The sequence below is a fragment of the Sneathiella sp. genome, assembly GCF_029233945.1.
GTDB lineage: Bacteria > Pseudomonadota > Alphaproteobacteria > Sneathiellales > Sneathiellaceae > Sneathiella.
The window spans coordinates 1-20,447 of record NZ_JARGOQ010000021.1 but is presented as its reverse complement, the minus strand read 5'-3'; the positions used below and the strand labels follow the sequence as shown (position 1 = coordinate 20,447).

Annotated in this window: 24 protein-coding genes; 9 read left to right on the top strand and 15 right to left on the bottom strand. The window is 55.2% G+C overall.

The window, feature by feature from the left end; translation table 11 throughout:
* Nucleotides 1-1,263: polyhydroxyalkanoate depolymerase (locus P1U71_RS08805; RefSeq protein ID WP_301105213.1), on the bottom strand; the 1,263-nt coding region annotated here is incomplete at its 3' end.
* Nucleotides 1,264-1,465: 202 nt separating this feature from the next.
* On the opposite strand from P1U71_RS08805, the gene P1U71_RS08800 reads away from it, so the two are divergent.
* Nucleotides 1,466-2,014 carry an ankyrin repeat domain-containing protein gene (locus P1U71_RS08800; RefSeq protein ID WP_301105212.1) on the top strand — a complete coding sequence of 183 codons (549 nt, stop codon included), beginning with the start codon at nt 1,466-1,468 and terminating at the stop codon, nt 2,012-2,014.
* Between the two features lie 8 nt (nt 2,015-2,022).
* Here P1U71_RS08800 and P1U71_RS08795 read toward each other — a convergent pair whose 3' ends face one another.
* The gene (locus P1U71_RS08795; protein WP_301105211.1) at nt 2,023-2,733 is read right to left on the bottom strand and encodes a lipid-binding SYLF domain-containing protein; all 711 of its coding nucleotides are present in this window, start codon (nt 2,731-2,733) and stop codon (nt 2,023-2,025) included.
* A gap of 125 nt (nt 2,734-2,858) precedes the next feature.
* On the opposite strand from P1U71_RS08795, the gene P1U71_RS08790 reads away from it, so the two are divergent.
* The 6 genes from P1U71_RS08790 to rfaD all read left to right on the top strand — a co-directional run bounded on the left by P1U71_RS08790 (nt 2,859) and on the right by rfaD (nt 8,721).
* Nucleotides 2,859-4,190, top strand: coding sequence for an ActS/PrrB/RegB family redox-sensitive histidine kinase (locus P1U71_RS08790; RefSeq protein WP_301105210.1), 1,332 nt, complete (start codon nt 2,859-2,861; stop codon nt 4,188-4,190).
* Between the two features lie 62 nt (nt 4,191-4,252).
* The gene (locus P1U71_RS08785) at nt 4,253-4,783 is read left to right on the top strand and encodes an ActR/PrrA/RegA family redox response regulator transcription factor (protein WP_301105209.1); all 531 of its coding nucleotides are present in this window, start codon (nt 4,253-4,255) and stop codon (nt 4,781-4,783) included.
* 4 nt (nt 4,784-4,787) lie between these two features.
* The gene (locus tag P1U71_RS08780) at nt 4,788-5,585 is read left to right on the top strand and encodes a site-specific DNA-methyltransferase (protein WP_301105208.1); all 798 of its coding nucleotides are present in this window, start codon (nt 4,788-4,790) and stop codon (nt 5,583-5,585) included.
* 81 nt (nt 5,586-5,666) lie between these two features.
* Nucleotides 5,667-6,245 (top strand): D-sedoheptulose 7-phosphate isomerase, encoded by a 579-nt coding sequence (locus tag P1U71_RS08775; RefSeq protein ID WP_301105207.1) that lies wholly within the window; start codon nt 5,667-5,669, stop codon nt 6,243-6,245.
* 5 nt (nt 6,246-6,250) lie between these two features.
* Complete coding sequence (rfaE1, locus tag P1U71_RS08770; RefSeq protein WP_301105206.1) at nt 6,251-7,726, top strand: D-glycero-beta-D-manno-heptose-7-phosphate kinase; 1,476 nt, start codon at nt 6,251-6,253, stop codon at nt 7,724-7,726.
* Nucleotides 7,727-7,728: 2 nt separating this feature from the next.
* Nucleotides 7,729-8,721, top strand: coding sequence for an ADP-glyceromanno-heptose 6-epimerase (rfaD, locus tag P1U71_RS08765; RefSeq protein ID WP_301105205.1), 993 nt, complete (start codon nt 7,729-7,731; stop codon nt 8,719-8,721).
* Nucleotides 8,722-8,907: 186 nt separating this feature from the next.
* Here rfaD and P1U71_RS08760 read toward each other — a convergent pair whose 3' ends face one another.
* The 11 genes from P1U71_RS08760 to P1U71_RS08710 form a co-directional block, all read right to left on the bottom strand.
* The gene (locus P1U71_RS08760; RefSeq protein WP_301105204.1) at nt 8,908-10,431 is read right to left on the bottom strand and encodes an anti-phage dCTP deaminase; all 1,524 of its coding nucleotides are present in this window, start codon (nt 10,429-10,431) and stop codon (nt 8,908-8,910) included.
* Between the two features lie 88 nt (nt 10,432-10,519).
* Entirely contained in the window at nt 10,520-10,843 is a 324-nt protein-coding gene (locus P1U71_RS08755; protein WP_301105203.1) for a cupin domain-containing protein, read from the bottom strand.
* On the bottom strand, nt 10,833-11,285 hold the full coding sequence (locus tag P1U71_RS08750; RefSeq protein WP_301105202.1) for an MmcB family DNA repair protein: 453 nt from the start codon (nt 11,283-11,285) through the stop codon (nt 10,833-10,835). The genes P1U71_RS08755 and P1U71_RS08750 overlap by 11 nt, the downstream gene beginning before the upstream one ends.
* On the bottom strand, nt 11,282-11,647 hold the full coding sequence (locus P1U71_RS08745; RefSeq protein WP_301105201.1) for a helix-turn-helix domain-containing protein: 366 nt from the start codon (nt 11,645-11,647) through the stop codon (nt 11,282-11,284). The genes P1U71_RS08750 and P1U71_RS08745 overlap by 4 nt, the downstream gene beginning before the upstream one ends.
* A gap of 21 nt (nt 11,648-11,668) precedes the next feature.
* Nucleotides 11,669-12,352, bottom strand: coding sequence for a Smr/MutS family protein (locus P1U71_RS08740; RefSeq protein WP_301105200.1), 684 nt, complete (start codon nt 12,350-12,352; stop codon nt 11,669-11,671).
* Complete coding sequence (locus P1U71_RS08735) at nt 12,336-13,022, bottom strand: LUD domain-containing protein (RefSeq protein WP_301105199.1); 687 nt, start codon at nt 13,020-13,022, stop codon at nt 12,336-12,338. Before P1U71_RS08735 ends, P1U71_RS08740 begins: the two co-directional genes overlap by 17 nt.
* On the bottom strand, nt 13,022-14,446 hold the full coding sequence (locus P1U71_RS08730) for a LutB/LldF family L-lactate oxidation iron-sulfur protein (RefSeq protein ID WP_301105198.1): 1,425 nt from the start codon (nt 14,444-14,446) through the stop codon (nt 13,022-13,024). Before P1U71_RS08730 ends, P1U71_RS08735 begins: the two co-directional genes overlap by 1 nt.
* On the bottom strand, nt 14,446-15,219 hold the full coding sequence (locus P1U71_RS08725; RefSeq protein WP_301105197.1) for a (Fe-S)-binding protein: 774 nt from the start codon (nt 15,217-15,219) through the stop codon (nt 14,446-14,448). The genes P1U71_RS08730 and P1U71_RS08725 overlap by 1 nt, the downstream gene beginning before the upstream one ends.
* Before the next feature lie 65 nt (nt 15,220-15,284).
* A complete protein-coding gene (locus P1U71_RS08720; RefSeq protein WP_301105196.1) occupies nt 15,285-15,986 on the bottom strand; it encodes a TerC family protein in 702 nt (233 codons plus the stop codon).
* Between the two features lie 4 nt (nt 15,987-15,990).
* Nucleotides 15,991-17,220 (bottom strand): murein transglycosylase A, encoded by a 1,230-nt coding sequence (locus P1U71_RS08715; RefSeq protein ID WP_301105195.1) that lies wholly within the window; start codon nt 17,218-17,220, stop codon nt 15,991-15,993.
* A 15-nt stretch (nt 17,221-17,235) separates the two neighbouring features.
* Nucleotides 17,236-17,928: a Tim44/TimA family putative adaptor protein gene (locus tag P1U71_RS08710; RefSeq protein WP_301105194.1), complete on the bottom strand. Its 693-nt coding sequence runs from the start codon at nt 17,926-17,928 to the stop codon at nt 17,236-17,238.
* 169 nt (nt 17,929-18,097) lie between these two features.
* Between P1U71_RS08710 and P1U71_RS08705 the strand changes: the two genes are divergently transcribed.
* On the top strand, nt 18,098-18,595 hold the full coding sequence (locus P1U71_RS08705) for an FxsA family protein (protein ID WP_301105193.1): 498 nt from the start codon (nt 18,098-18,100) through the stop codon (nt 18,593-18,595).
* Nucleotides 18,596-18,692: 97 nt separating this feature from the next.
* Nucleotides 18,693-19,193, top strand: a complete 501-nt coding sequence (secB, locus tag P1U71_RS08700; protein ID WP_301105192.1) for a protein-export chaperone SecB — start codon at nt 18,693-18,695, stop codon at nt 19,191-19,193.
* 9 nt (nt 19,194-19,202) lie between these two features.
* On the opposite strand, the gene dnaQ is transcribed toward secB, so the two are convergent.
* Both dnaQ and coaE read right to left on the bottom strand, forming a co-directional pair.
* On the bottom strand, nt 19,203-19,874 hold the full coding sequence (gene dnaQ, locus P1U71_RS08695; RefSeq protein ID WP_301105191.1) for a DNA polymerase III subunit epsilon: 672 nt from the start codon (nt 19,872-19,874) through the stop codon (nt 19,203-19,205).
* Nucleotides 19,867-20,447 (bottom strand): dephospho-CoA kinase (gene coaE / locus P1U71_RS08690; RefSeq protein ID WP_301105190.1); only part of this gene is annotated, 581 nt, incomplete at its 5' end. The genes coaE and dnaQ, both read right to left, overlap by 8 nt.

The following is a 20,447-nucleotide window of genomic DNA, read 5'->3' as shown; positions in this document are numbered from 1 at the left end:
CTTCGATTTTTCCGACACCAACGCCAGGCGGACACGGTTGCGCGGCTCGTGATTGAGGATAAAGTCACTGATGCGCGGCGCAATCTCGCTATTAAACTTGCTGCCGTTAAAAACGCCGTAATGACCGACGCCCTTCTGCTCATAATGGGCTTTCATGCTATCCGGCAGGCCGGAGCAGATATCATGCGCGGCGACCGTCTGACCGATGCCGGAAATATCGTCAAGCTCCCCTTCGACCGTCATCAGCCCCGTTTTCTTAATCAGGTCTGTGCGTACCGGGCGATCACCGCGATACATCATCTCGCCCTTGGCGAGTGCCTGTTTCTGGAACACAGTCTCAATTGTCTGCAGGTAATATTCCGCCGTCAGGTCCATCACCGCGTTATATTCAGCATAGAAGGCACGGTGCCTGTCGGCACTGTCGCCATCACCCTCAACCAGATGGTCGAACTGCTTTAAATGGGCTTCCATATGGCGGCCGAAATTCATGCTGACAAAGCCGCTGAGCTGCAAAAAGCCGGGATAAACGCGCCGGAATGCGCCGGGATAGCCGACCGGCACATGATTGATCACCGTATGCTCAAACCATTCGATGGAGTGGTTCATCGCGAGCTTGCAAGGGTCCGTCGGATGACGACGAGTATCGATGGGGCTGCCCATCAGGGTCATGGACAGCGGCACATTCGGATTATTGTCTTCCGACATCAGCGCAACGGCTGCCGTCACCGGCACGCCCGGCTGGCACACAGCCATCACATGGGTGTCGGGACCGAGGATGTCGAGATAATCGATGATATAGTCGATATAGTCATCCAGATCGAACCGGCCTTCATAAAGCGGGACATTCGCCGCATCGCGCCAGTCCGTGATATAGACATCATGATTTGGCATCATCGTCTCGACCGTACCACGCAGCAATGTCGCGAAATGGCCGGACATCGGTGCCACGATCAACAGCTTGGGGTCCTTGCGGGTCGTATCCCGCTTGAAATGCTTGAGCTGGCAGAATGTTTTGCGGTGGAGAATTTCCTCCGTCACTGCCACGGTGCGCATATCGATCTTTGTCGACGTCAGGCCGAAGGCCGGCTTGCCGTGATACTGCGTGGTTTCCGTGAACAGGTCGAAACCGGCCGCCATGGTCTGTGCCTGCGGCGTTTCGGAAATCGGGTTGAACGGACTCTTCAAAATCTGAGAGTATATTTGTGCGGCCATCCGTACAGGTGAAAGCGCCAATTTTTGCATTTCATTGAACTGGTAAAGCACGTCGTACTCTCCTACATTAACAAAAACCACTCGCTTGGTTTCTGTCGGGTTTCTTTGCGCCGAGTTTCGCTGCAGTGCAACATAATATAGGAAAAATCAGCGGAATGTCAGTATTTTTTGCGATATTACGGATAATTGATTAATAATCTGCTGTGGTTCTGTGGGGATTGTGGCACAGGTATTTTGTGTAAGGAATGATGTAATGCGTTTCTACTGGCTTGTTTTCTTGACGGTTTTTCTGATTACCCCGCCCGCCTACGCCCAATCCATCCTGGGTGAAAACGCCGTCTTTCAAAGCGCAGATAGAGGCGATTCCGCCGCGGTGGAAGAATATCTTCTGACCGGCAATAATCCGAATATCCGCGATTTAAAGAAAATTCCGCTCCTTCATCACGCCGCGATCGCCGGCGTACCGAAGACGGTCAGCGTCCTGATCCGCCATGGCGCACAAGTGGACTTGCCCGATCCCTTTGGCAATACCGCGCTAATACAGGCCGCTGCCTATGGATCAACCGCCGCCGCGGAGATCCTGATTGAGGCGCGCGCGGATATTGATGAGGAAAACCGGCAGGGGGAGACCGCGTTGATCAAGGCGGCAAAGACCGGCCATAAAGCGGTTGCGATGCTTCTGATTGAAAAAGGGGCGACGCTGGATCTCACGGATTTTACCGGACGGACGGCTCTGGATCATGCGAAACAGAACCGCCATTCCGATGTCGTGCGCGTCCTGTCCGACGCGCTTGAGGAATAAGCCTGGTTTTACTTGGCCTCAGCCGCCGTTAAGGCTGCCTTTAACCCGTCGGCCTGCGCATTATTGACTGCTCTGTCGATAACGATCTGCTGCGAGGTGATCGGCTTGCCATAGTAGGACTCGTTGGAATCCGAGTTCGATGACAGGATCGAGCCTTCCACCGATGCGCCGATAAACAGACCCTTCGAAATCGCGAAGGAGAAGACATCCACCTTCAAATTCGTCGTCGTCGAGGCACCGAGTGTCGTGCCCACAGGGCCGACGGCCGCGCTTAAATCCCCGCCGAGCTTGACTTGGTTATTAATGATGGCCTGCAGGCCCTTCTCCGTCATGATCACCAGCACCAGCTCATTCGCCTGCGCGCCAAACTGTAGGCCAATACTGCCCTGACCCATCCTGTAGAAGGCGGGCGATGACCATTCCCCGGCCTCGTTCTTACCCAGAAGAAGCCCGCTACCGCCCGCGCCGCCCACAAAGAAGCCGGCTTTCAGCACCTGCGGGAAGACAACAACGCCCTTGGCAACGGCAAGCAATTTACGAAATTGCTCCATTTCCGACTGCGCGGCGACATTGGTGATGGTGAATTTCGCCTTTTCAACCAGTTGATCCTGTGCTTCACCTGCATGGGCAAGATTACTGGCGCCGGCCCCCAACAGGAGTGCGCTTGCGCCTATGAAAGAGAGGAATTTTCGGCGGTTTGCCCGGAATGTCATTTGCATCTTCTCAATCCTTTTTGACTCATCGTTGGAAAACAGGATACTGCTATAGATTAGGGCATCAATGATGGCATTAATATGTCGAATAATCTTCTGAATAATAAACCGGCACATGTGAAATAGTGAGTATGGCAGAAAATACGCCCCCCTTGTCCGCGCCCAGCATTGAATCAGACACCATCAATCTCGCAACCAGCGGAATGCGGCTGCAAACGCTGGTCTATATCCGCTGGCTGGCGGTGCTGGGGCAGGCCCTGACGGTTATCCTCGTCTTTTTCGTCTTTGGCTATGGCCTCCCGCTCCTGCCCATCGCCCTGCTGATCGGGGCGAGCGCCCTTCTCAACCTGCTGGTCAGCCTCAACCGGAAGGCCTCGGCACGGCTTCCAAACCGCGGCGCGATCCTTTATCTGTTTTACGATATCCTTCAGCTTGCCGGGCTGCTCTATTTTACCGGCGGCCTCTCAAACCCCTTCTCGGTGCTGTTCCTGGTACCGGTGACCATTTCCGCGACCAACCTCACACGGCAGGGGACTTTTTTCCTCGGCCTGACAACGCTCGCCTGCATAACCTTCCTCGCGCTTTTCTTTGAGCCGTTGCCGCTGCCGCCGGGCTCTCTGTTCCTTTCCGGCACCTATATCCTGGCGATCTGGGCCGCGCTGGTACTGGGAACGGCGTTTCTTTCCGGCTATGCCTGGCTGATCGCGGCGGATTCTCGCAAGATGTCAGACGCACTCACTGTTGCCCGGGCGGAGCTTGCCCGTGAACAGCAGCTCTCTGCCGTCGGCGGGATCGCCGCCGCCGCCGCGCATGAGCTCGGTACGCCACTCAATACCATTTTACTGGTATCGGAGGAGCTGAAGCAGGCTCTGCCCAAGGGAAGCGATACAGCAGAGGACGCAGCGCTGTTGCATGATCAGGCAAAAAAATGTGCAGAGGTGCTGGCGCAACTCTCCAAGGGACCGGAAACAGAGCTCTTTATCAAGGATTCCGCCCATCATAATTTCCTCGCGCTGGATAACCTTTTTTCGGTGGTCACGGAAAAATACAAGGACGGCGACAAGGATTTCGCCATTCAGACCCATGGGGAACCCGCCGATATCCCCCGGCTGTTCCTGACGGCAGAGTTGCGCCACGGCCTTGGCAACCTGATCAGCAACGCAGCGGAATTCGCCGCCGACAAAGTGATTATCGATCTCTATTGGAATGATAATCTGGTGCGAGCGGAAATCCGCGATGACGGCCCCGGTTTCTCCGAAGAGGTGCTCGACCGGCTGGGGGAGCCCTATATGTCCACCCGGCGGGGTCGCGGCGGCATGGGGCTTGGCGTTTTTATCGCCGATATGCTGATCAAGCGAAGCGGCGGAGAGTTGAATTTCCGCAACCAGCGAAACGGCGGTGCCATTGTTGAAATTCTTTGGTCGCGGCGGGAGCTTGAGAAATCTGATCCTTTCAGTAATTAGAAAATATGCTAATCTGTCCCCGGCAGCTTGTTTATTGTGCTGCGAAAGTAAAAGAGCGCGTAATGGACGACAAGAAGTCACTGCTCATCGTGGACGACGATGAGATTTTTCTGAACCGGCTTGGCCGTTCGATGGAGCGTAAGGGCTTTACGCCGGTGCTTGCCAATTCCGTGGCGGAGGGCAAGAGATGCGCGACACAAAATGCACCTGACTACGCCGTTGTCGATCTTCGCCTTCAGGACGGCAATGGCCTTGAGGTGGTGGAGGCCATCCGCAAGGTGAATGAGGATGCCAGCATCGTCATGCTCACCGGCTATGGAAATATCGCCTCTGCCGTGGCGGCGGTGAAGGCGGGCGCCATCGACTATCTCGCCAAGCCCGCCAATGTCGAGGATATCGTCAACGCCCTGCTCGCGGACAAGGACGCCATGCCGACGCCGCCGGAAAATCCGATGTCCGCCGACCGTGTCCGCTGGGAACATATCCAGCGCGTTTATGAACTCTGCGATCATAACGTCTCGGAAACGGCCCGGCGCCTGAACATGCACCGGCGCACCTTGCAGCGCATCATGGCGAAACGCTCCCCGCAATAGCCGGATGGATCAGATTGTCCCCAAGAACACCCTGATCTGCGGCGATGCCACCGCCGAAATGGCAAAGCTCAAGACCGAAAGCGTCGATTTGATCATCGCCGACCCGCCCTATAACCTTGGCAAGAATTACGGCAATAATATCGACCTGAAAGACCGCGCCGAATATCAGAAATTCACGGAAAGCTGGGTGCGGGAGGCCGTGCGCCTCCTGAAACCCGGCGGATCGCTCTATTGCTTTATGGGCGTCAAGTTCATCGCCCGGCTTTATCTGATGCTGGAAGAGGAATTCAATCTCACGGCGCAAGGCTGGATTACCTGGCATTATACGCAAGGCATGGGGCGGAAAAAGGGCTTTTCCCCGCGTCATGAGGACATTCTCTGGTTCTCGAAGGGTGACGATGCGCGCTTTAACCTCGATAACGTGCGGGTGCCACAAAAATACTACCGCAAGCGCAACAATATGGCGGGCGCGAACCCCGGCGATGTCTGGCAGTTCAGCCATGTGCATTACTGCGCGGCGGAGCGGTTGCCCCACCCCACGCAAAAGCCTGAGGCCCTGCTGGAGCGGATCATCAAGGCCTCCTCCAACCCCGGGGATATGGTACTGGACCCCTTCCTCGGCAGCGGTACCACGGTGCGGGTCGCCTCGGTCCTCGGCCGCACGGCCACCGGCATCGAGATCAATCCCGACTATATCGAGATGGCCCAAACCCGCCTGATAGCACCGTTTGAAGCCTTCGACAGCCTTGATCCCCGCGCCGCCCGCACCTCAAAAGACCTCCCGAAGGAGCCGTCCGTTTGATGGCGTGGCAACTCCGCATTTGCAGGGGCGGCGAGATTATATTATGACCAGTACACTTCATTCTATTAAAGGCGAGGCAATTTGGATCCGCTAGATTATTTTAACCGCGAGCTGGAAGACCATAGCGAGGTGCTGGCGAAAAGCCACGCGGCGCTTGCCGAGCCGTTTCAGGAAATGCTCGCCCTCTGGGTGACCGCCATTCAAGACGGCAACAAGATCTTCTTTTTTGGCAACGGCGGCAGTGCGGCGGACGCGCAGCATCTGGCGGCAGAGCTTGTCATCCGCTTCATCGAGGATCGCAAACCCATCGCCGCCATCGCGCTCAACACCGATACGTCTGCCCTGACCGCCGGGGCCAATGACCTTGGGTTCGAGGAGGTGTTCGCCCGCCAGATCGACGCACTGGGTAAGCCCGGCGATGTTGCCGTCGGCCTCACGACGTCAGGTACCAGCCCGAATGTGGTGAAAGCCCTTGAAATGGCCCGCAAAAAGGGAATGGTCACCACCGCCTTTACCGGACGGGATGGCGGCCGCATGCCCGAACTTGCCGACGTCTCCCTGATCGTGCCCGCGCAATCCACCCGGCGGATACAGGAAATGCATATCACCTTCGGCCATATGCTCTGCGGCGCCCTAGAACAATCACTGAAACTGGTCTAATGCCCATGGAAAAAAGTTCCGCCCTTCTTGATATTCTTGGTAAGGCCGCCTCAATCGAGGCACTGGTGATCGGCGATGTGATGCTGGATCGGTTCGTCTATGGCAGCACCACGCGCATCTCGCCCGAGGCCCCCATCCCGATTTTGAGCATCACCCATCAGTCGCAGATGCTGGGCGGGGCGGGGAATGTGGTCCGCAATATCGCCTCCCTCGGCGGGAAGGCGCAGCTGATCTCCGTCGTCGGGGAAGACCCGGAAGGACGCGAGATTGAACAGATTTTCAGCACCCAGGGCGCCACGACGCCCCATCTGGTGAAATCGGTCGGCCGACCGACCACGGTAAAAACCCGCTTTATCGCCGATGGACAGCAGCTCTTGCGCAGTGATCATGAGGCAACTCATCAACTCCAGCCGCAAACCGCCGGAAATGTCCTTAAAACCTTTCAAGGCGCGGTGAAAAACGCGGATATCATTGTTCTTTCCGACTATGCGAAGGGGGTTCTCTCCGATACCGTGCTGCGGCAGGTGATTGCTTATGCGAAGGAAAAGGACATCCCCATCATTGCCGATCCGAAGTCAACGGACTTCAGCCGCTATGCGGGCGTCACCCTGCTCACCCCGAACCGCAAAGAGATGATCGCAGCGAGTGGGATGCCTTGCGGCACCAATTACGAAGTGGAGCAGGCAGCGCGATCGATCCTCGCAAAAGCCGGGATTTCTGCCATTCTCGTCACCCGGTCCGAGGCGGGCATGAGCCTGATCACCAAGGATGAGGCCCATCATATCGCCGCCGAGGCGCAGGAGGTCTTCGATGTCTCCGGCGCGGGCGATAGTGTCATCGCGGCGCTCGCCATCGCCTTTGCCGCAGGCGCCTCGCTTGCCGATGCCGCGCGGATCGCCAATCTCGCAGGGGGCATCGCGGTTTCGAAATCGGGCACAGCGGCAGTCACCAAGGCGGAAATCCGCCAGGCGCTGCACAGCCAGGAAATCGGCGATATGGACGCGAAAATCGTCAATCTCGATGAGGCACTGGAACGGGTCTCGAACTGGCGCTCCCGTGGACTGAAGGTTGGTTTTACCAACGGTTGCTTCGATCTGGTGCATCCGGGGCATATCTCGCTCATGCGGCAGGCGCGCAGCGAATGCGACCGGCTGATCGTCGGGCTTAACACTGATGACAGCATCCGGCGGCTGAAAGGCGAGGGACGGCCGGTCACCAACGAAAACTCCCGCGCCATCGTGCTCGCCGGCCTCACCGATGTGGGCCTTGTTGTGCCCTTCGCGGAGGATACGCCGATCAAGCTGATCGAGGCGATCCGGCCCGACGTGCTCACCAAGGGCGCGGATTACACCAAGGAAACGGTTGTCGGCGCGGATATTGTCGAGGCTTATGGCGGACGGGTGCATCTGGCGAACCTCAAAGAGGGGTTCAGCACCACCGGCACCATCGCGCGGCTGCTCGCCGCCAAGAAGGAGGCGTGAAATTGGGGAACCTCATCCTGGTGACCGGCGGCGCAGGCTTTATCGGCTCCAATATTGTCGCGGCGCTCTCGGAACGCGGCGAAAAAATCATCGCCTGCGACTGGCTGGAGCAGGGCGAAAAATGGAAAAATATCGCGAAATCAACGATTTCCGACTTTATCGACCCCGATGATCTCGAAAGCTGGCTGCACAGGAATGACAGCCGCCTGCGGGCAATCATCCATATGGGCGCAATCTCCGCGACCACCGAGACGGACGGCGATTTGATCCTGAAACGTAACTTCCGCCCGACAAAAATGCTCTGGCGCTTCGCGACCGATAACACCATCCCCTTTATCTATGCCTCCTCCGCCGCAACCTATGGCGACGGGGCGGCGGGGTTTGACGATGACCAGAGCGAGGCGGCGCTTGAGAAGCTGCAACCGCTCAACCTTTACGGCTGGAGCAAGCATGCCTTCGACAAGTTCGTCGCGCGCGAGATGTCCCGTGGTGCCATGACGCCACCGCAATGGGCGGGGCTCAAGTTTTTCAACGTTTACGGCCCGAATGAATATCACAAGGGCGGCATGAAAAGCGTGATCGCCCAGAGTTACCCGAAAGTCGCGGCGGGCGAGGCCGTCACCCTGTTCAAGTCCCATAACCCGGAGCATGAGGACGGCGGACAGCTCCGTGATTTCGTCTATGTGAAGGACTGTGTCGATGTGGTGCTCTGGCTGCTCGATAATGCGAAAGTCTCCGGCCTCTTTAACCTCGGGACCGGCAAGGCCCGGAGCTTCAAGGATCTCGCGAGCGCCCTGTTCACCGCCACGGGCAAGCCGGAAAAGATCGAGTTCATCGACACCCCGGAGCAAATCCGCGACAAATACCAGTATTTCACCGAAGCCAATATGCAAAAACTCCGCACCGCCGGCTTCGGCGGTAATTTCCGAAGTTTAGAGGACGGCATCAGCGACTACGTCACCAACTACCTCGCAAAAGACGATCCGTATCGGTGAAGATAAAATCATGCGGACACTTTTTTCTTACCCGGCGAAGTCGGACGGCTTATCGATCCAAGGCTTTTTATATGACTTTTAATAATTCGCATTTTTGTTTCTGATAGAGAATCTTCTAATTTTCTAGCTCTCATATTTTGCGAACTTTTTCGCACTGCATTGTTAGTCATCGATCTTTCCCCTTTTTTAGACGTTTATATTGGATGTTTCGTTGATATAAAATTGTTCAAGAAGTATATGCGAAATATTTTTTTGAACTTTTGGTTCCGCCGTACCAGGCTCCCATTCTAGCGCTTTTCCCCTTTTATCTTTCCTAGTTGGGGCTTCAAATAGTTCCACAAATCTTCTAGGTCCAACACCTACAAACGGCTCAAAAACCAACGCCGCATTATCCGCTTCTTTATCGTTATCTACTCTAATGTTTTTACCGTAAAGTTCTTTCGCTAAAGATTTAGGATATGGTTCAATAAATACTACCCGTTTGATTCCCGCTGAAATAATGTGCCTAGCACACATATGGCAGGGAAATGTCGTGCAATATAAAGTACTGTCTTTTACAGAATTTCCTCTTCTTGCAGCATCCGTAATTGCCGTCATTTCAGCATGCACAACACGACCAAATTCTAATATACTGGCAATTCTTGTACCTTTTAGTGGCGAATTATTTCCGGCATACAAAGCTTCATTTACGAGCTTATCGCGCCCTTTCTTTATTACAGCAGGAGACAGCCAATCTTTAGGGATTTTGTTAAACGCTTCTTCGAGAAGTTCGTCTCTCATACGAACACTTGGATCATATCCTATAGAGAAATCACGATTTTCTTTTTTACCAAGATCTTCGTCTCCTTCCCAAACTGAACCTCCACCGGTAGTCGGAACTTCATTACATCCTGCCGAAATAATTTCTCCAAATTCCGATGAAATTACCGCCCCAACTTGTCGCGATAAATCTGCCGACCGTAAAGCTGCAGCCTTTGCATGAAACATAACATATTCATCAACTGTTGGGGTCCGATTGGGGTGGCTGAATAATATCTGAATAAACCTGCTTATTTGATTTGAGATACTTACTTTACCATCACAATTTACAAAAAAATCGCCTAGAGGAAATGTTCCTTCCACATTCTGCCCGAGAACATTTTCTGGTTCTTTTCCGTCAATAGAAACTGCTCCTATCTTATCTCTTTCTATTAGGTCTTCCGCTTCTTGAGTATGATTTTGGTAATTTAAGCTATCTCTGCTGTCTCCAATTTTTTTCTTCAACACTTCAAGTCGCTTTTTTTTTGAAGAATATGCAGAAACTAAAAAGAAATTTTCTCGGTAGATATCACGCAGAGTTTCGACTTCCTCCGGTGTTTTGAGAGAATGAAATATAAAAGCTAAGGGAACGTCTTCTTCATAATGTTTTTCTCTAATGTCGTCTACTTGACGAACACCTAAGGAGACAACCGCGTCTGCCCGACCTGCATTTGTCCTAAGCCGGTCTCCTGCATTCATCGCTTGTCGAATTCTTTCATCTTCTGGTAACTTTTTTGCCGTTTTAGATGATGAGTTATTTGATTTTTTCGTGAGTAATTTACTTAGGCGTATAGTCGTAGGTTTATAATCAACAGATTTAAATGCCTGTTCTAAGCTTTTAGAAACGGACGAAACTGGCGACCCGACCGCACCAACCAAGCCAATAAATATTTCTGGCCGACTATATTCCAAATTCATTACCTTTTTAAAAGAAAGATTTTTGGGAATTAGATTGAATCTATTCAACCATTAAGTCAAACTTTATGTTGAAGCAATGCTCCTAAAACCCCTTCGGCTGCGCCGTCATAAATTCCACCTCGATAAAGGCGCATTCGAAGTCGTTGCCGTTTTTCACATTATGCTCGACGCCGGTCTCCCGGAAGTAGGGGACGCCGGTTTTGAGCTCATTTCGGGTGATTTCTCCGCCCGGCAGCTCGATTTCGAGAAAACCGTCGAACAGCGGCACGACGACGTAATCATATTCATGGGTATGCCATCCGGTGGCGTCACCGCGGTTCTTGAAGCGCCATTCGGTCACGCGGGTGCGGGGGTTATCGATAAAGACGCTGGGGAGGGCGGTCCCTTCGGGGGCGCTAGAACACATTGAATTTCTCCTGCAGGGGGTTTTCAGTTTCAAGGAGCCGCCGGGCGGCGATCCGCGCGAACCGGAGCGTGACATTACGCCGCCGCGCGGCATTTAGGTTGAAGTCGCTGGAGGCGCGGGCGATTGCACCGCCAAAACCATCCGCAATGATCAGGCCATGGGTTTCGGGCAGGAGATCACGCGGAAAGTCTGCATCAACGGCGAAGTAAAATTCATCGCAGAATTCGAGATAGTCGCTCCATTTCTCATCGACGCGGTAGTCGGCGGGGCCGGATTTCACCTCGACAATGATAATCCGCCCCTTGTCATTGATGCCCATCACATCGACGCGGCGGCGAATGCGCAAGTTTACCTCCATCAGGCTGTCATACCCCATGTCGACAAGGAGTTTCTGCACCCCGCGCGCGAGTTTGACGCCCTTATCGGAGCGGGCGGCGCTCATTTTTCTGACCTGTTGCTTTTAAGATAGCGGAGCATTTCTTTCAGACGCGCCTCCGGCAGGGCGCGGATTTCCTTGGCCAGCAAGTTGGCATATTCCGTGGCTGTCGGGCTAAGCCCGCTGGTATCCACCGCCACCTTCGGGTGGGAGAGGGAGGCGAGGCGCTGCAACTCCTCCGCGTCGTCCCAGATGATGTTGAAATAATCGCAGATCTGCGCGACGAGGGACCAGGACGGGCGGCCGCGATGGCCATGTTCCAGCGCGGAGAGATAGGCCGAGCTGATATCCAGATCGCCGGCCATTTTTTTAAGCGTAATCCTGCGGCTTTTGCGAAGGGTCCGCACGCGAAGGCCAAAGGGGGTCATGAAGCTGTCCTTATCCGGTTTTTAATTGCGGCTGCGCCGGAGCAAGACATACAGCGCGCCGCTGCCCCCATGTTTCGGCTGTGCATGGCGGATGTCAATAACCAGATGGCGCAAATCCGGCGCGGTCAGCCATTTCGGCACGGCCTCGCGCAGGATCCCGGGTTTTTCGCTTTGCATAAAGGGGGCGTCATCGGTCTTCTGTTTTGAGGAGCCTTTACCTGTAATAACCAGCACGCAGCGTTTTCCCTGAATCTGCTGGGCGGTGATGAAACTTCTGAGCCTGCGATGCGCCTCCGCGCGGGTGAGGCCATGCAGATCGAGCTTTCCATCGATGTCCATCTTGCCCTTGCGGAGGCGTTCGGCGCTCCGTTTATCGAGACCCGGCACATTCTGGCGCAGCGACGGCTTAACCTCCGTCGCCTTGGGTTCAAAATGGGCGTTCGGCCAGCTTTCCATCGCTTTTTTGAGCGCCTCCGGATCGAGAGAACGGCCGCGTGGTGGTGTATTTGGGTCTGTTTTTGCTGCTTTTGCCACCATTGTGGTGGCGTTTTTCTTAAGGTTTGCCGAGAACGGCACCTTAATGGTGTCATTCTCCGTTCCGCGGTAACGGTTCGACTCGATCGGATCGATACCGCGCGCGACATGATCCCAGAGATCGCGGTCGGCTCTCGACAGGCCTTTCGGTCGGTTAGTCTTGCGGGCCATCGTCAACAATCAGGATATGCACCCGGCGCGGCCCATGCGCCCCCATGATCAGCGTCTGTTCAATATCCCCGGTGCGTGACGGTCCGGAGATGAAATTGATCGTGCGTGGCAGGTTGCCCGCCCCGAACTTTTTGCGAAGCCGCGCCCAGCTTTCCTCCATCGTGCCGGAAATCTGGCTCGCCTTGATCACCACCACATGGTTTTCGGGCAGAAAATTAAGGGTTGAGGGTGTCTCCGGCCCGGACGCCAGACAAAGCGTGCCCGTCTCGGCGATCCCGGAAAAGGCGGGGGTGAGGCTGACCTCATCTTCCGGCGCGGCGGCACCCCGCAAAATTTCCAGCATCGGCGTTTTATCGAAGGGGAGAGTATCAAGCGCCGGATCGGGCGCCATCTTGATCCGGGACGGCAGATTATGGGCGGTGAGATAATCGCGAAGCGCTTCCGGCACGTCCTCCATATTTGAGATGCGCGTGACTGTCGCGTCGAGCGCTTCGGCCTTCACCTGGAACAGATCAACCTGCTCCTTATGGGAAATATCGGTGCGTTTCGGGATGGTATGGGGCACATGCCCCTCAATCCGGGCCCTTAACAGGTTTGCGGCATCTTCCTTCACCGGGCCACGCCCCAGATTATGGCGAATACGGGCGAAAATCCTGTCGCGGGACGGCATTATTTCCCCTCCCGCTGCTGTTTTTTCCATTGATCCATGAAGGTTGCGCCTTCGGGGGCCGGAAAATCCCGGACTGAACTCCACCCCTTCATCAGGGGGAGTTTTCGGATAACGCCCTTCTTTCCGGCCATCAATTTCAGCGTGCGAGCGCTTATTCGGGTCATCAGGCGGTAGAGCTTGGGTCTTTTTGCGAAATAGGCCCAGACACCAATCCCCCAGCGCTCGGGCTTCGGGGTGACCTGCGTTTCGAACGCCTGTTCGCGCCAATGCCGCATAATCTTCGGCAGCGGAATGCGCACGGGACAGACTTCCTCGCATCGCCCGCAGAAAGTGGACGCGTTGGGCAGATGCCGCGCCTCTTCCAGCCCGACCATATGCGGATTAAGCGCCGCACCGATCGGCCCGGGGTAAACCCAGCCATAGGTATGCCCGCCAACCGCCTGATACACCGGGCAATGGTTCATGCAGGCCCCGCATTTCAGGCAGCGGAGCAAATCCTGCTTGTCACTCCCCAAAAGATCACTTCTTCCGCTATCGACCAACACAACATGAAAATTTGCCGGGCCGTCAATATCCTCCATCCGTTTGGGACCGGTGGAAAAAGTCGTGTAGACCGACATTTCCTGCCCCGTCGCAGACCGCGCGAGCAGTCGGAGGAAGAGACCCGCATCCTCCAGCGTCGGGACGACCTTCTCAATACTGGAAACCGCGATATGGGTTTTCGGCAGAGATTGCGTCAGGTCGCCATTCCCCTCATTCGTGACGATAACTGTCGATCCCGTCTCCGCGATCAGGAAGTTCGCGCCTGTTATGCCCACATCGGCGGCGACATATTTATCGCGGAGGACGCTCCGCGCCTCGTTCACGAGTGCCTGTGGGTCGGTAAGGCGCTCGTTAAGGCCGTATTTCGCGTGGTTTGCATGAAAAAGCTCGGTTACCTGATCCTTTGTCTTATGCAGCGCCGGGGCGATAATATGGCTCGGATGTTCATCGGCGAGCTGGATGATATATTCGCCAAGGTCCGTCTCGATCGGCTCGATCCCATGCTCGGAGAGATAATCATTAAGGCCCATTTCCTCGGTGATCATGGATTTGCCCTTGGTCACCGTCTTGGCGTTGGCGTCCCGGCAGATATGGAGCACCACTTCTCGCGCCTCGGCGTAGGAGCTGCACCAATGCACGCGGCCGCCCTGCAATTGCACCTGTTCTTCGAAATATTCGAGATAATAGTCGAGATTTTCAAGGATATGGTTCTTGAGATCGCGTGCCTCATCCCGCAATCCTTCAAATTCCGGGAGTTCGCTGGCCGATTTCGCGCGGGCGAGCGGAAATCCGCTCTTTACCTTGGAAAAAGCCTCCTGGATATTTTTATCATGAAGCGCATCATGCGCGCCCTCCTTGAAGCGGCGACTGGTAACCTGCATCAGCTATCACCCTCCCCAAGGCCGGGTCTATCCCCCATCCCGGCGAGGATTTCCGCGACATGCAGCACTTTCATGTCAGAGCCACGGCGTTTCAGGCGTCCGGCGATATTCATCAGGCAGCCCAAATCCCCGGCCGCGAGGGTGTCCGCGCCGCTTGCGAGCAAATTGTCGATCTTGGTATCGACCATGGCGCTCGATATTTCGGAATATTTCAGGCAGAACGTCCCGCCAAAACCGCAGCAAGCCTCCCGATCCTCGGCCTCCTTCAACTCCAACCCGTCAACGCCGTCCAAAAGCGCGCGTGGCTGATCCCGCACCTTCATCTCGCGCAGGGAACTGCAGCTGTCATGATATGTCAGGGTGGTATCCATACGGACATCTTCAGATTTGTAGCCGCAGACGTCATGGAGGAAAGAGGTCAGTTCATAGGTGCGGCTGGAAAGCGCCTCAACCGCCACCATCATGGTGTCATCACCTTCAAAAAGCTCCTTATAATGATGACGGATCATCCCGGCGCAGGAGCCGGATGGCGCAACCACATAGTCAAACCCCTCAAACGCGCGGATAACAGCCTTTGCGATCGTCTTCGCACTTTCCTTATCGCCGGAATTATAGGCGATCTGGCCGCAGCATGTCTGCGTTTCCGGCACCATAATGGTGCACCCTGCCGCCTCCAGCAATTTGATCGCCGCGAAACCGACGGAGGGGCGGTTCAGATCGACAAGACAGGTGACAAACAGCGCGACATTTTTCTTCTCACTCGACGCGGACATACTTCTCTCCCTTTAATCCCCGGAACTATACCGCCTGGCTTTGCGTTTCGCCAGCAATCTTGCGGTTACTTCCGCCGCACCATCATATTCAGGACCTCAACGCCGAGCGAGAAGGCCATGCCAAAGTAGATATAGCCGCGCGGGACATGGAAGCCGAGACCCTCGGCCACCAGAAACACGCCGATCATCATGATGAAGGCAAGGGCGAGCATCTTCAGCGTCGCATGCTCGTCAATGAAATCGGCAATGAATTTCGACGAAAAGAGCATAACAACCATAGCAACGACCATCGCCGCGATGATCACCCAAATATTTTCCGTCAGGCCGACGGCGGTAATGATGGAATCGAAGGAAAAGATGAAATCGATCAAGATTACCTGAAGGATGGTGATTTGAAATCCGGCGGAATAGCCTTGATAGCTTTCTTTCTTATCGCCGGTGATCTCGTCATGAATGCTGGTCGTTCCCTTGGCGATCAGGAACAGCCCGCCACCCATCATCAGGAAGTCCTTGCCTGAAAAGGACGCGCCGAAAATCTCGATCCAGGGTTCTTTCAACCCGATAAGCCATATGGCGCTGAACAGGAGGCCGATCCGCATAAAGAGCGCGAGGGATATGCCAATGATGCGCGCCTTCTGTCGCTGTGCTTCCGGCAGGTGATTGACGAGAAGCGCAATAAAAACAACGTTATCGATACCAAGAACAATTTCCAGCGCGGTCAGCGACAGAAAGCTGGCCCAGATATGATAGTCGGTCAGGAAATCCATTGTCTCAGTTCATTCCAGTCTGCCGCACGGCCAGTGCGTTCGGCAGCAAGATCCAGAGTTCCCCCTTGCTTTTCATACCGCCGGACATATCATAGGCATAGTCGCCATGGCCCCAGAAAACATCCCCGCGTACCGGGCCGACAATCGCCCCGCCCGTATCCTGCGCCATCATGAGGCGGGCAAATTTCTCAACCTCTGCCGGGCTGGAGGCGGGGGCGACATCGGTTGCGAGCCAGAGCGGCACGCCGAGTGGCAACCATTTGCGATCCACGGCGAGACTGCGCTCCGGTGTGAGTTCCACCCCTTGTGCGCCGATAGGGCCCCCTGTCGTGAGTTCGCGGAAAAAGACGAAAGAGGCGTTTTTCTGCATCAGTTCCGTTGCTTTATCGGGATTTTCCTCGAGCCAGGTCCGAATGGCCTGCATCGACATTTCCTCGCGCGGGACGTACCCCTTTTCGATCAGATCGCGGCCAATGGCGAAATAAGGATGGCCGTTCTGCGCAGCATAGCCAACACGGAGTTCGCTGCCATCCTCCATCTCGACAAGGCCGGAACCCTGGATATGCAGGAAAAAGGCGTCGATATCGCTATCCACCCAGACAAGCTCCAACTCCCGGTCGGCCAGCGCGCCCATCTCGATGCCCGTCCGGTCCGGATAGGGCAAAAGATCACCGCCCACGACCTTTCCTGCGATGCGCTGACCTTTTAGTTCCTCGCGAAACCGACCAAGGTCGACCATCACCAGTTCAGGCGGACGGAGGTAAAGCGGTGTAAGATAAGGGGGTTTCTTCTCCCGGCTGCCTGTCAGGCTCGCTTCGTAATAGCCGGTGAAAAGGCCGGATTTTTCCTCATTATTGAGGATTTGAAAGGGCGCGAAGTTCTCCTCAAAAAACCGCCGCCGGATTTTGTCATCCGGCGGTAGCGCCATGGCGGCCGCACAAAGCGGTTGCCAATCCCCGGCGGTCCCCGCCAAGCCAATACCGCCCATCTCGCGCGTTTCGGGCAAATTAATAATTTTCACGCAGGATTTCAGGAAAGCGGGGAAGAAGCCGGTAAAATCTTCCTCTTCCCAACCAGGGAGAGAGGCAAAATCAGTCTTTTCAAGGAGGAGGCTGTCTTCCGCCGGAGGTTTTACCTGAAAATACCAGATACCGATTGCGACCAAAAGAAGCGCGATCAGAACCAGCCCGGCGCCGGTTTTTCGATTTATGGGAAAGAACGGACGCAACAGCATTTTTTAAGCAGGGGCCTAGTTTGCGCGGCGGGTGGTGATCAACAGCCAGTTCGGATTGCGGGATTTAAGGTTGCGCGCGAACGTCCAGAGCTCGTTCACCGTATGCGGCTGCGGGTCGCCCGCAACGACGACACCTTCCTCATCTTTGGTCATGCTGATCATCTCTGCCTCGAACGTGACGGTGATCTCGGCGTCCTTGTTCTCCAGCGTGGCATCCGTGATTTCAGCGGAATGGACCGCGATGATATCCGTCGACATGGTTTCATCACGATCCTCGCGCTCCTGAATGGAGCGTTCAAAATTTTCATACACGGTTTCGGACAGCAGCATTTTCAGCGTGTCCCGGTCGCCTTTGGCGAACGCCACGACAATCGCCTCATAGGCGGCCTGTGCGCCCTCGACGAAGGTGCGTTGATCGAATGTCTTGTCGAGCTGACGTATATTGCTCAGCGTCATCATCAGGGGAGCACCCGCAAAGGGGCTTGGCTCTGTTTTTCGGGCATTCTCACCCAGGAGGACAACATTATCCTCCTTCGGCTTGTCCTCGAAGTCGCCCTTGTGCCCCTCAACCGGGCGGCGCGTCTTCTCCTCGCGCGGGGATTGTTCATGGCCCATGCGTCGGCCCAGCACACTGCGAAGCCTGAGGAAAATAAATCCGGCAACCGCTGCGAGCAAAATAATGTCCAGGAACTGAAATCCGTTGTCCATAATGATATCTTCAAATTGGGTTTGGTAAAATGTCCAATAGCCCTTATGTAAAGGATAGGTCTGTATAAGAAGTTAAAGGGTTAGTTGGTCAAGGTCCAGTATCTTGTCAACCGCTCCACTTCTTGCGCGCCTGCTAGTTACATAGAAACTATGTTGGGGATAAACAAGTTTGGCTTTATTGTTTTTGGCGGCCCTGATCGGTATTCCCCTGATTGAGATCCTCGTCTTTGTAAAAGTCGGCAGCGAAATCGGGGCGTTCAATACCGTCATCATCACCATCGTCACGGCGCTTATCGGCGTTTTCCTGATCCGGATACAGGGTCTTGGCGTGCTCATGCGCGCCCGCGCATCGCTGGATCGGCAGGAAACGCCGGTCAATGAAATCTTCGAAGGAATTTTTTTGGCGGTGGCCGGCCTGTTCCTGATTATTCCGGGGTTTGTCACCGATACGATCGGCTTTCTTCTGCTGATCCCGCCCCTCCGTCGGGCGCTTGCCGCCTATATGGCGCAGCATTCGAATTTTGTTGCCACCAATATCCGACAGCCGGGGCGAAAAAGCGGCGGCACCGTTATTGACGGCGAATATGAAGTGATCGAGGAGGATCCGGCCTCAATCGAAAACCGGAATGACCCGAACTCGGATAGCCCCTGGAAAAAAGAAAAATAATCGCTTCGGACTTGCCGGTCCGGCGCATCCATGATAGCCACTTTGGCAAAATCCCGAAGGCCGAGACGGCCCACATATTTATAGGAGTGACCCGTTCATGTCAGATGAAGGAATCGAAGGAACCGTCCCCGGCGGAACAGAGGACAAAACGCAGCCTTCACTTGCGATCGTTCGCCAGTATGTAAAAGATATTTCCTTCGAGAACCCGAACGCGCCGGCCAGCCTCGATCCCGATAAGGGCCAGCCGCAGGTTGAGCTTGCGGTCAATATTCAGGCCCGCGCAGGCGGTAACGATCTTTATGAGGTGGAACTCCGCATTGAGGCGAAGGGCAATCATGGCGAAGAAGCAGCTTTTGTCGTCGAACTGGTCTATGGTGGCCTGTTCATGCTTAAGGACTTTCCGGCGGATACCCTCGAAATGGTGTGCATGATTGAATGCCCGCGGCTTCTCTTCCCGTTTGCGCGGCGCGTAATTGCCGATGCCACGCGGGACGGCGGTTACTCCCCGCTGATGCTCGATCCGATCGATTTCAACCGGTTGTATCAGGACCATAAAAGCCAGCTCGCCGCACAGCAAATGCCCGCCGGGCACGCTTAATCCAGTCTTTTAGGACGACTGCCGCCAGATCGGATCCTTGATCTTCTCGAGAAAGGCGGCATGGGCCGCGCGTTCCGCCTCGCTCGCATCATGCGGGCGCGGGGCGCGGACTTTTTTCGCAACGTTCGAGACCATGCTACTCCCGCTATCCTCCAGCGATAGCCCGCGCTGGCGCCCGCCGATCAACTCCAGATAGACTTCCGCCAGCAATTCCGCATCGAGAAGCGCACCATGCTTGGTTCGCGCCGAGTTATCAATGCCAAAACGACGGCAGAGCGCATCGAGATTGGCCTGCGCCCCCGGAAATTTACGCCGCGCCATAGCGACAGTATCAATGCTCTGGGTCATGGGAAGGGTCGGGCGGCCGAGGAGAGCCAGTTCGGCGTTCAAAAACTTCATATCGAACGACGCGTTGTGAATAACGAGTTTGTCGTCGCCGATAAAATCGAGAAATTCATCCATTTCCTCGGCGATGACCTTGTGACCCCTTAGAAATTCCGCGCTAAGGCCATGCACCTTGAAGGCCGCCTCGGGCATATCGCGCTCCGGATTGATATAACGGTGATAGGTTTCGCCGGTCGGGATATGATTGTAGAGCTCGATACAGCCGATCTCGACGATCCGATCTCCGTCCGCAGGCTCAAACCCCGTTGTTTCTGTATCGAGGACGATTTCACGCATCTTTTAACTGCTCCACCAGTTCCTTTATCTGCTCGAAAGTCTCTTCCTTGCTGCAATGGGTGTCGATAACAAAATCCGCCTTCTCGCGTTTTTCCGCATCATCAACTTGCCGGGCGAGAATGGCTTCGAACTTTTCCGCTGTCATTTCCGGCCGGTCCAGCACCCGCGACCGCTGCACATGAGCAGGGGCGGAGACAACAACGATCTTATGCACCCGGTCTTCGCCGCCCGTCTCGAATATCAACGGAATATCCAGCACGACGAGGCTATGGCCCTCTTTTTGCGCTTTCTCGAAAAAGGCCGCGCGTCCATCAGAGAGAAGCGGATGAATAACCTTTTCGAGTCGCTCGATCTCCGCATCATTCCCAACAACGAGCTTACTGAGCCGCTGCCGGTCAACATGATCGTTCACCACGGCATCGGGGAATGCCGCGCGGATGGGTTCAACGCCCGCGCCGCCCTTGGCATAGAGCTTGTGAATTTCCGCATCCGCATCATAAACCGGGATGCCAAGCTCACGAAACATCCCGGCAACGGTTGACTTTCCCATGCCGATAGATCCGGTCAGGCCCA

Bases quoted from the DNA above. Each gene is read 5' to 3' on its own strand.
- P1U71_RS08800 (WP_301105212.1), top strand. From the start codon at position 1,466: ATGCGTTTCTACTGGCTTGTTTTCTTGACGGTTTTTCTGATTACCCCG.
- P1U71_RS08795 (WP_301105211.1), bottom strand. From the start codon at position 2,733: ATGCAAATGACATTCCGGGCAAACCGCCGAAAATTCCTCTCTTTCATA.
- P1U71_RS08790 (WP_301105210.1), top strand. From the start codon at position 2,859: ATGGCAGAAAATACGCCCCCCTTGTCCGCGCCCAGCATTGAATCAGAC.
- P1U71_RS08785 (WP_301105209.1), top strand. From the start codon at position 4,253: ATGGACGACAAGAAGTCACTGCTCATCGTGGACGACGATGAGATTTTT.
- P1U71_RS08780 (WP_301105208.1), top strand. From the start codon at position 4,788: ATGGATCAGATTGTCCCCAAGAACACCCTGATCTGCGGCGATGCCACC.
- rfaE1 (WP_301105206.1), top strand. From the start codon at position 6,251: ATGGAAAAAAGTTCCGCCCTTCTTGATATTCTTGGTAAGGCCGCCTCA.
- P1U71_RS08755 (WP_301105203.1), bottom strand. From the start codon at position 10,843: ATGTGTTCTAGCGCCCCCGAAGGGACCGCCCTCCCCAGCGTCTTTATC.
- P1U71_RS08750 (WP_301105202.1), bottom strand. From the start codon at position 11,285: ATGAGCGCCGCCCGCTCCGATAAGGGCGTCAAACTCGCGCGCGGGGTG.
- P1U71_RS08745 (WP_301105201.1), bottom strand. From the start codon at position 11,647: ATGACCCCCTTTGGCCTTCGCGTGCGGACCCTTCGCAAAAGCCGCAGG.
- P1U71_RS08740 (WP_301105200.1), bottom strand. From the start codon at position 12,352: ATGGCCCGCAAGACTAACCGACCGAAAGGCCTGTCGAGAGCCGACCGC.
- P1U71_RS08735 (WP_301105199.1), bottom strand. From the start codon at position 13,022: ATGCCGTCCCGCGACAGGATTTTCGCCCGTATTCGCCATAATCTGGGG.
- P1U71_RS08730 (WP_301105198.1), bottom strand. From the start codon at position 14,446: ATGCAGGTTACCAGTCGCCGCTTCAAGGAGGGCGCGCATGATGCGCTT.
- P1U71_RS08725 (WP_301105197.1), bottom strand. From the start codon at position 15,219: ATGTCCGCGTCGAGTGAGAAGAAAAATGTCGCGCTGTTTGTCACCTGT.
- P1U71_RS08720 (WP_301105196.1), bottom strand. From the start codon at position 15,986: ATGGATTTCCTGACCGACTATCATATCTGGGCCAGCTTTCTGTCGCTG.
- P1U71_RS08715 (WP_301105195.1), bottom strand. From the start codon at position 17,220: ATGCTGTTGCGTCCGTTCTTTCCCATAAATCGAAAAACCGGCGCCGGG.
- P1U71_RS08710 (WP_301105194.1), bottom strand. From the start codon at position 17,928: ATGGACAACGGATTTCAGTTCCTGGACATTATTTTGCTCGCAGCGGTT.
- secB (WP_301105192.1), top strand. From the start codon at position 18,693: ATGTCAGATGAAGGAATCGAAGGAACCGTCCCCGGCGGAACAGAGGAC.
- dnaQ (WP_301105191.1), bottom strand. From the start codon at position 19,874: ATGCGTGAAATCGTCCTCGATACAGAAACAACGGGGTTTGAGCCTGCG.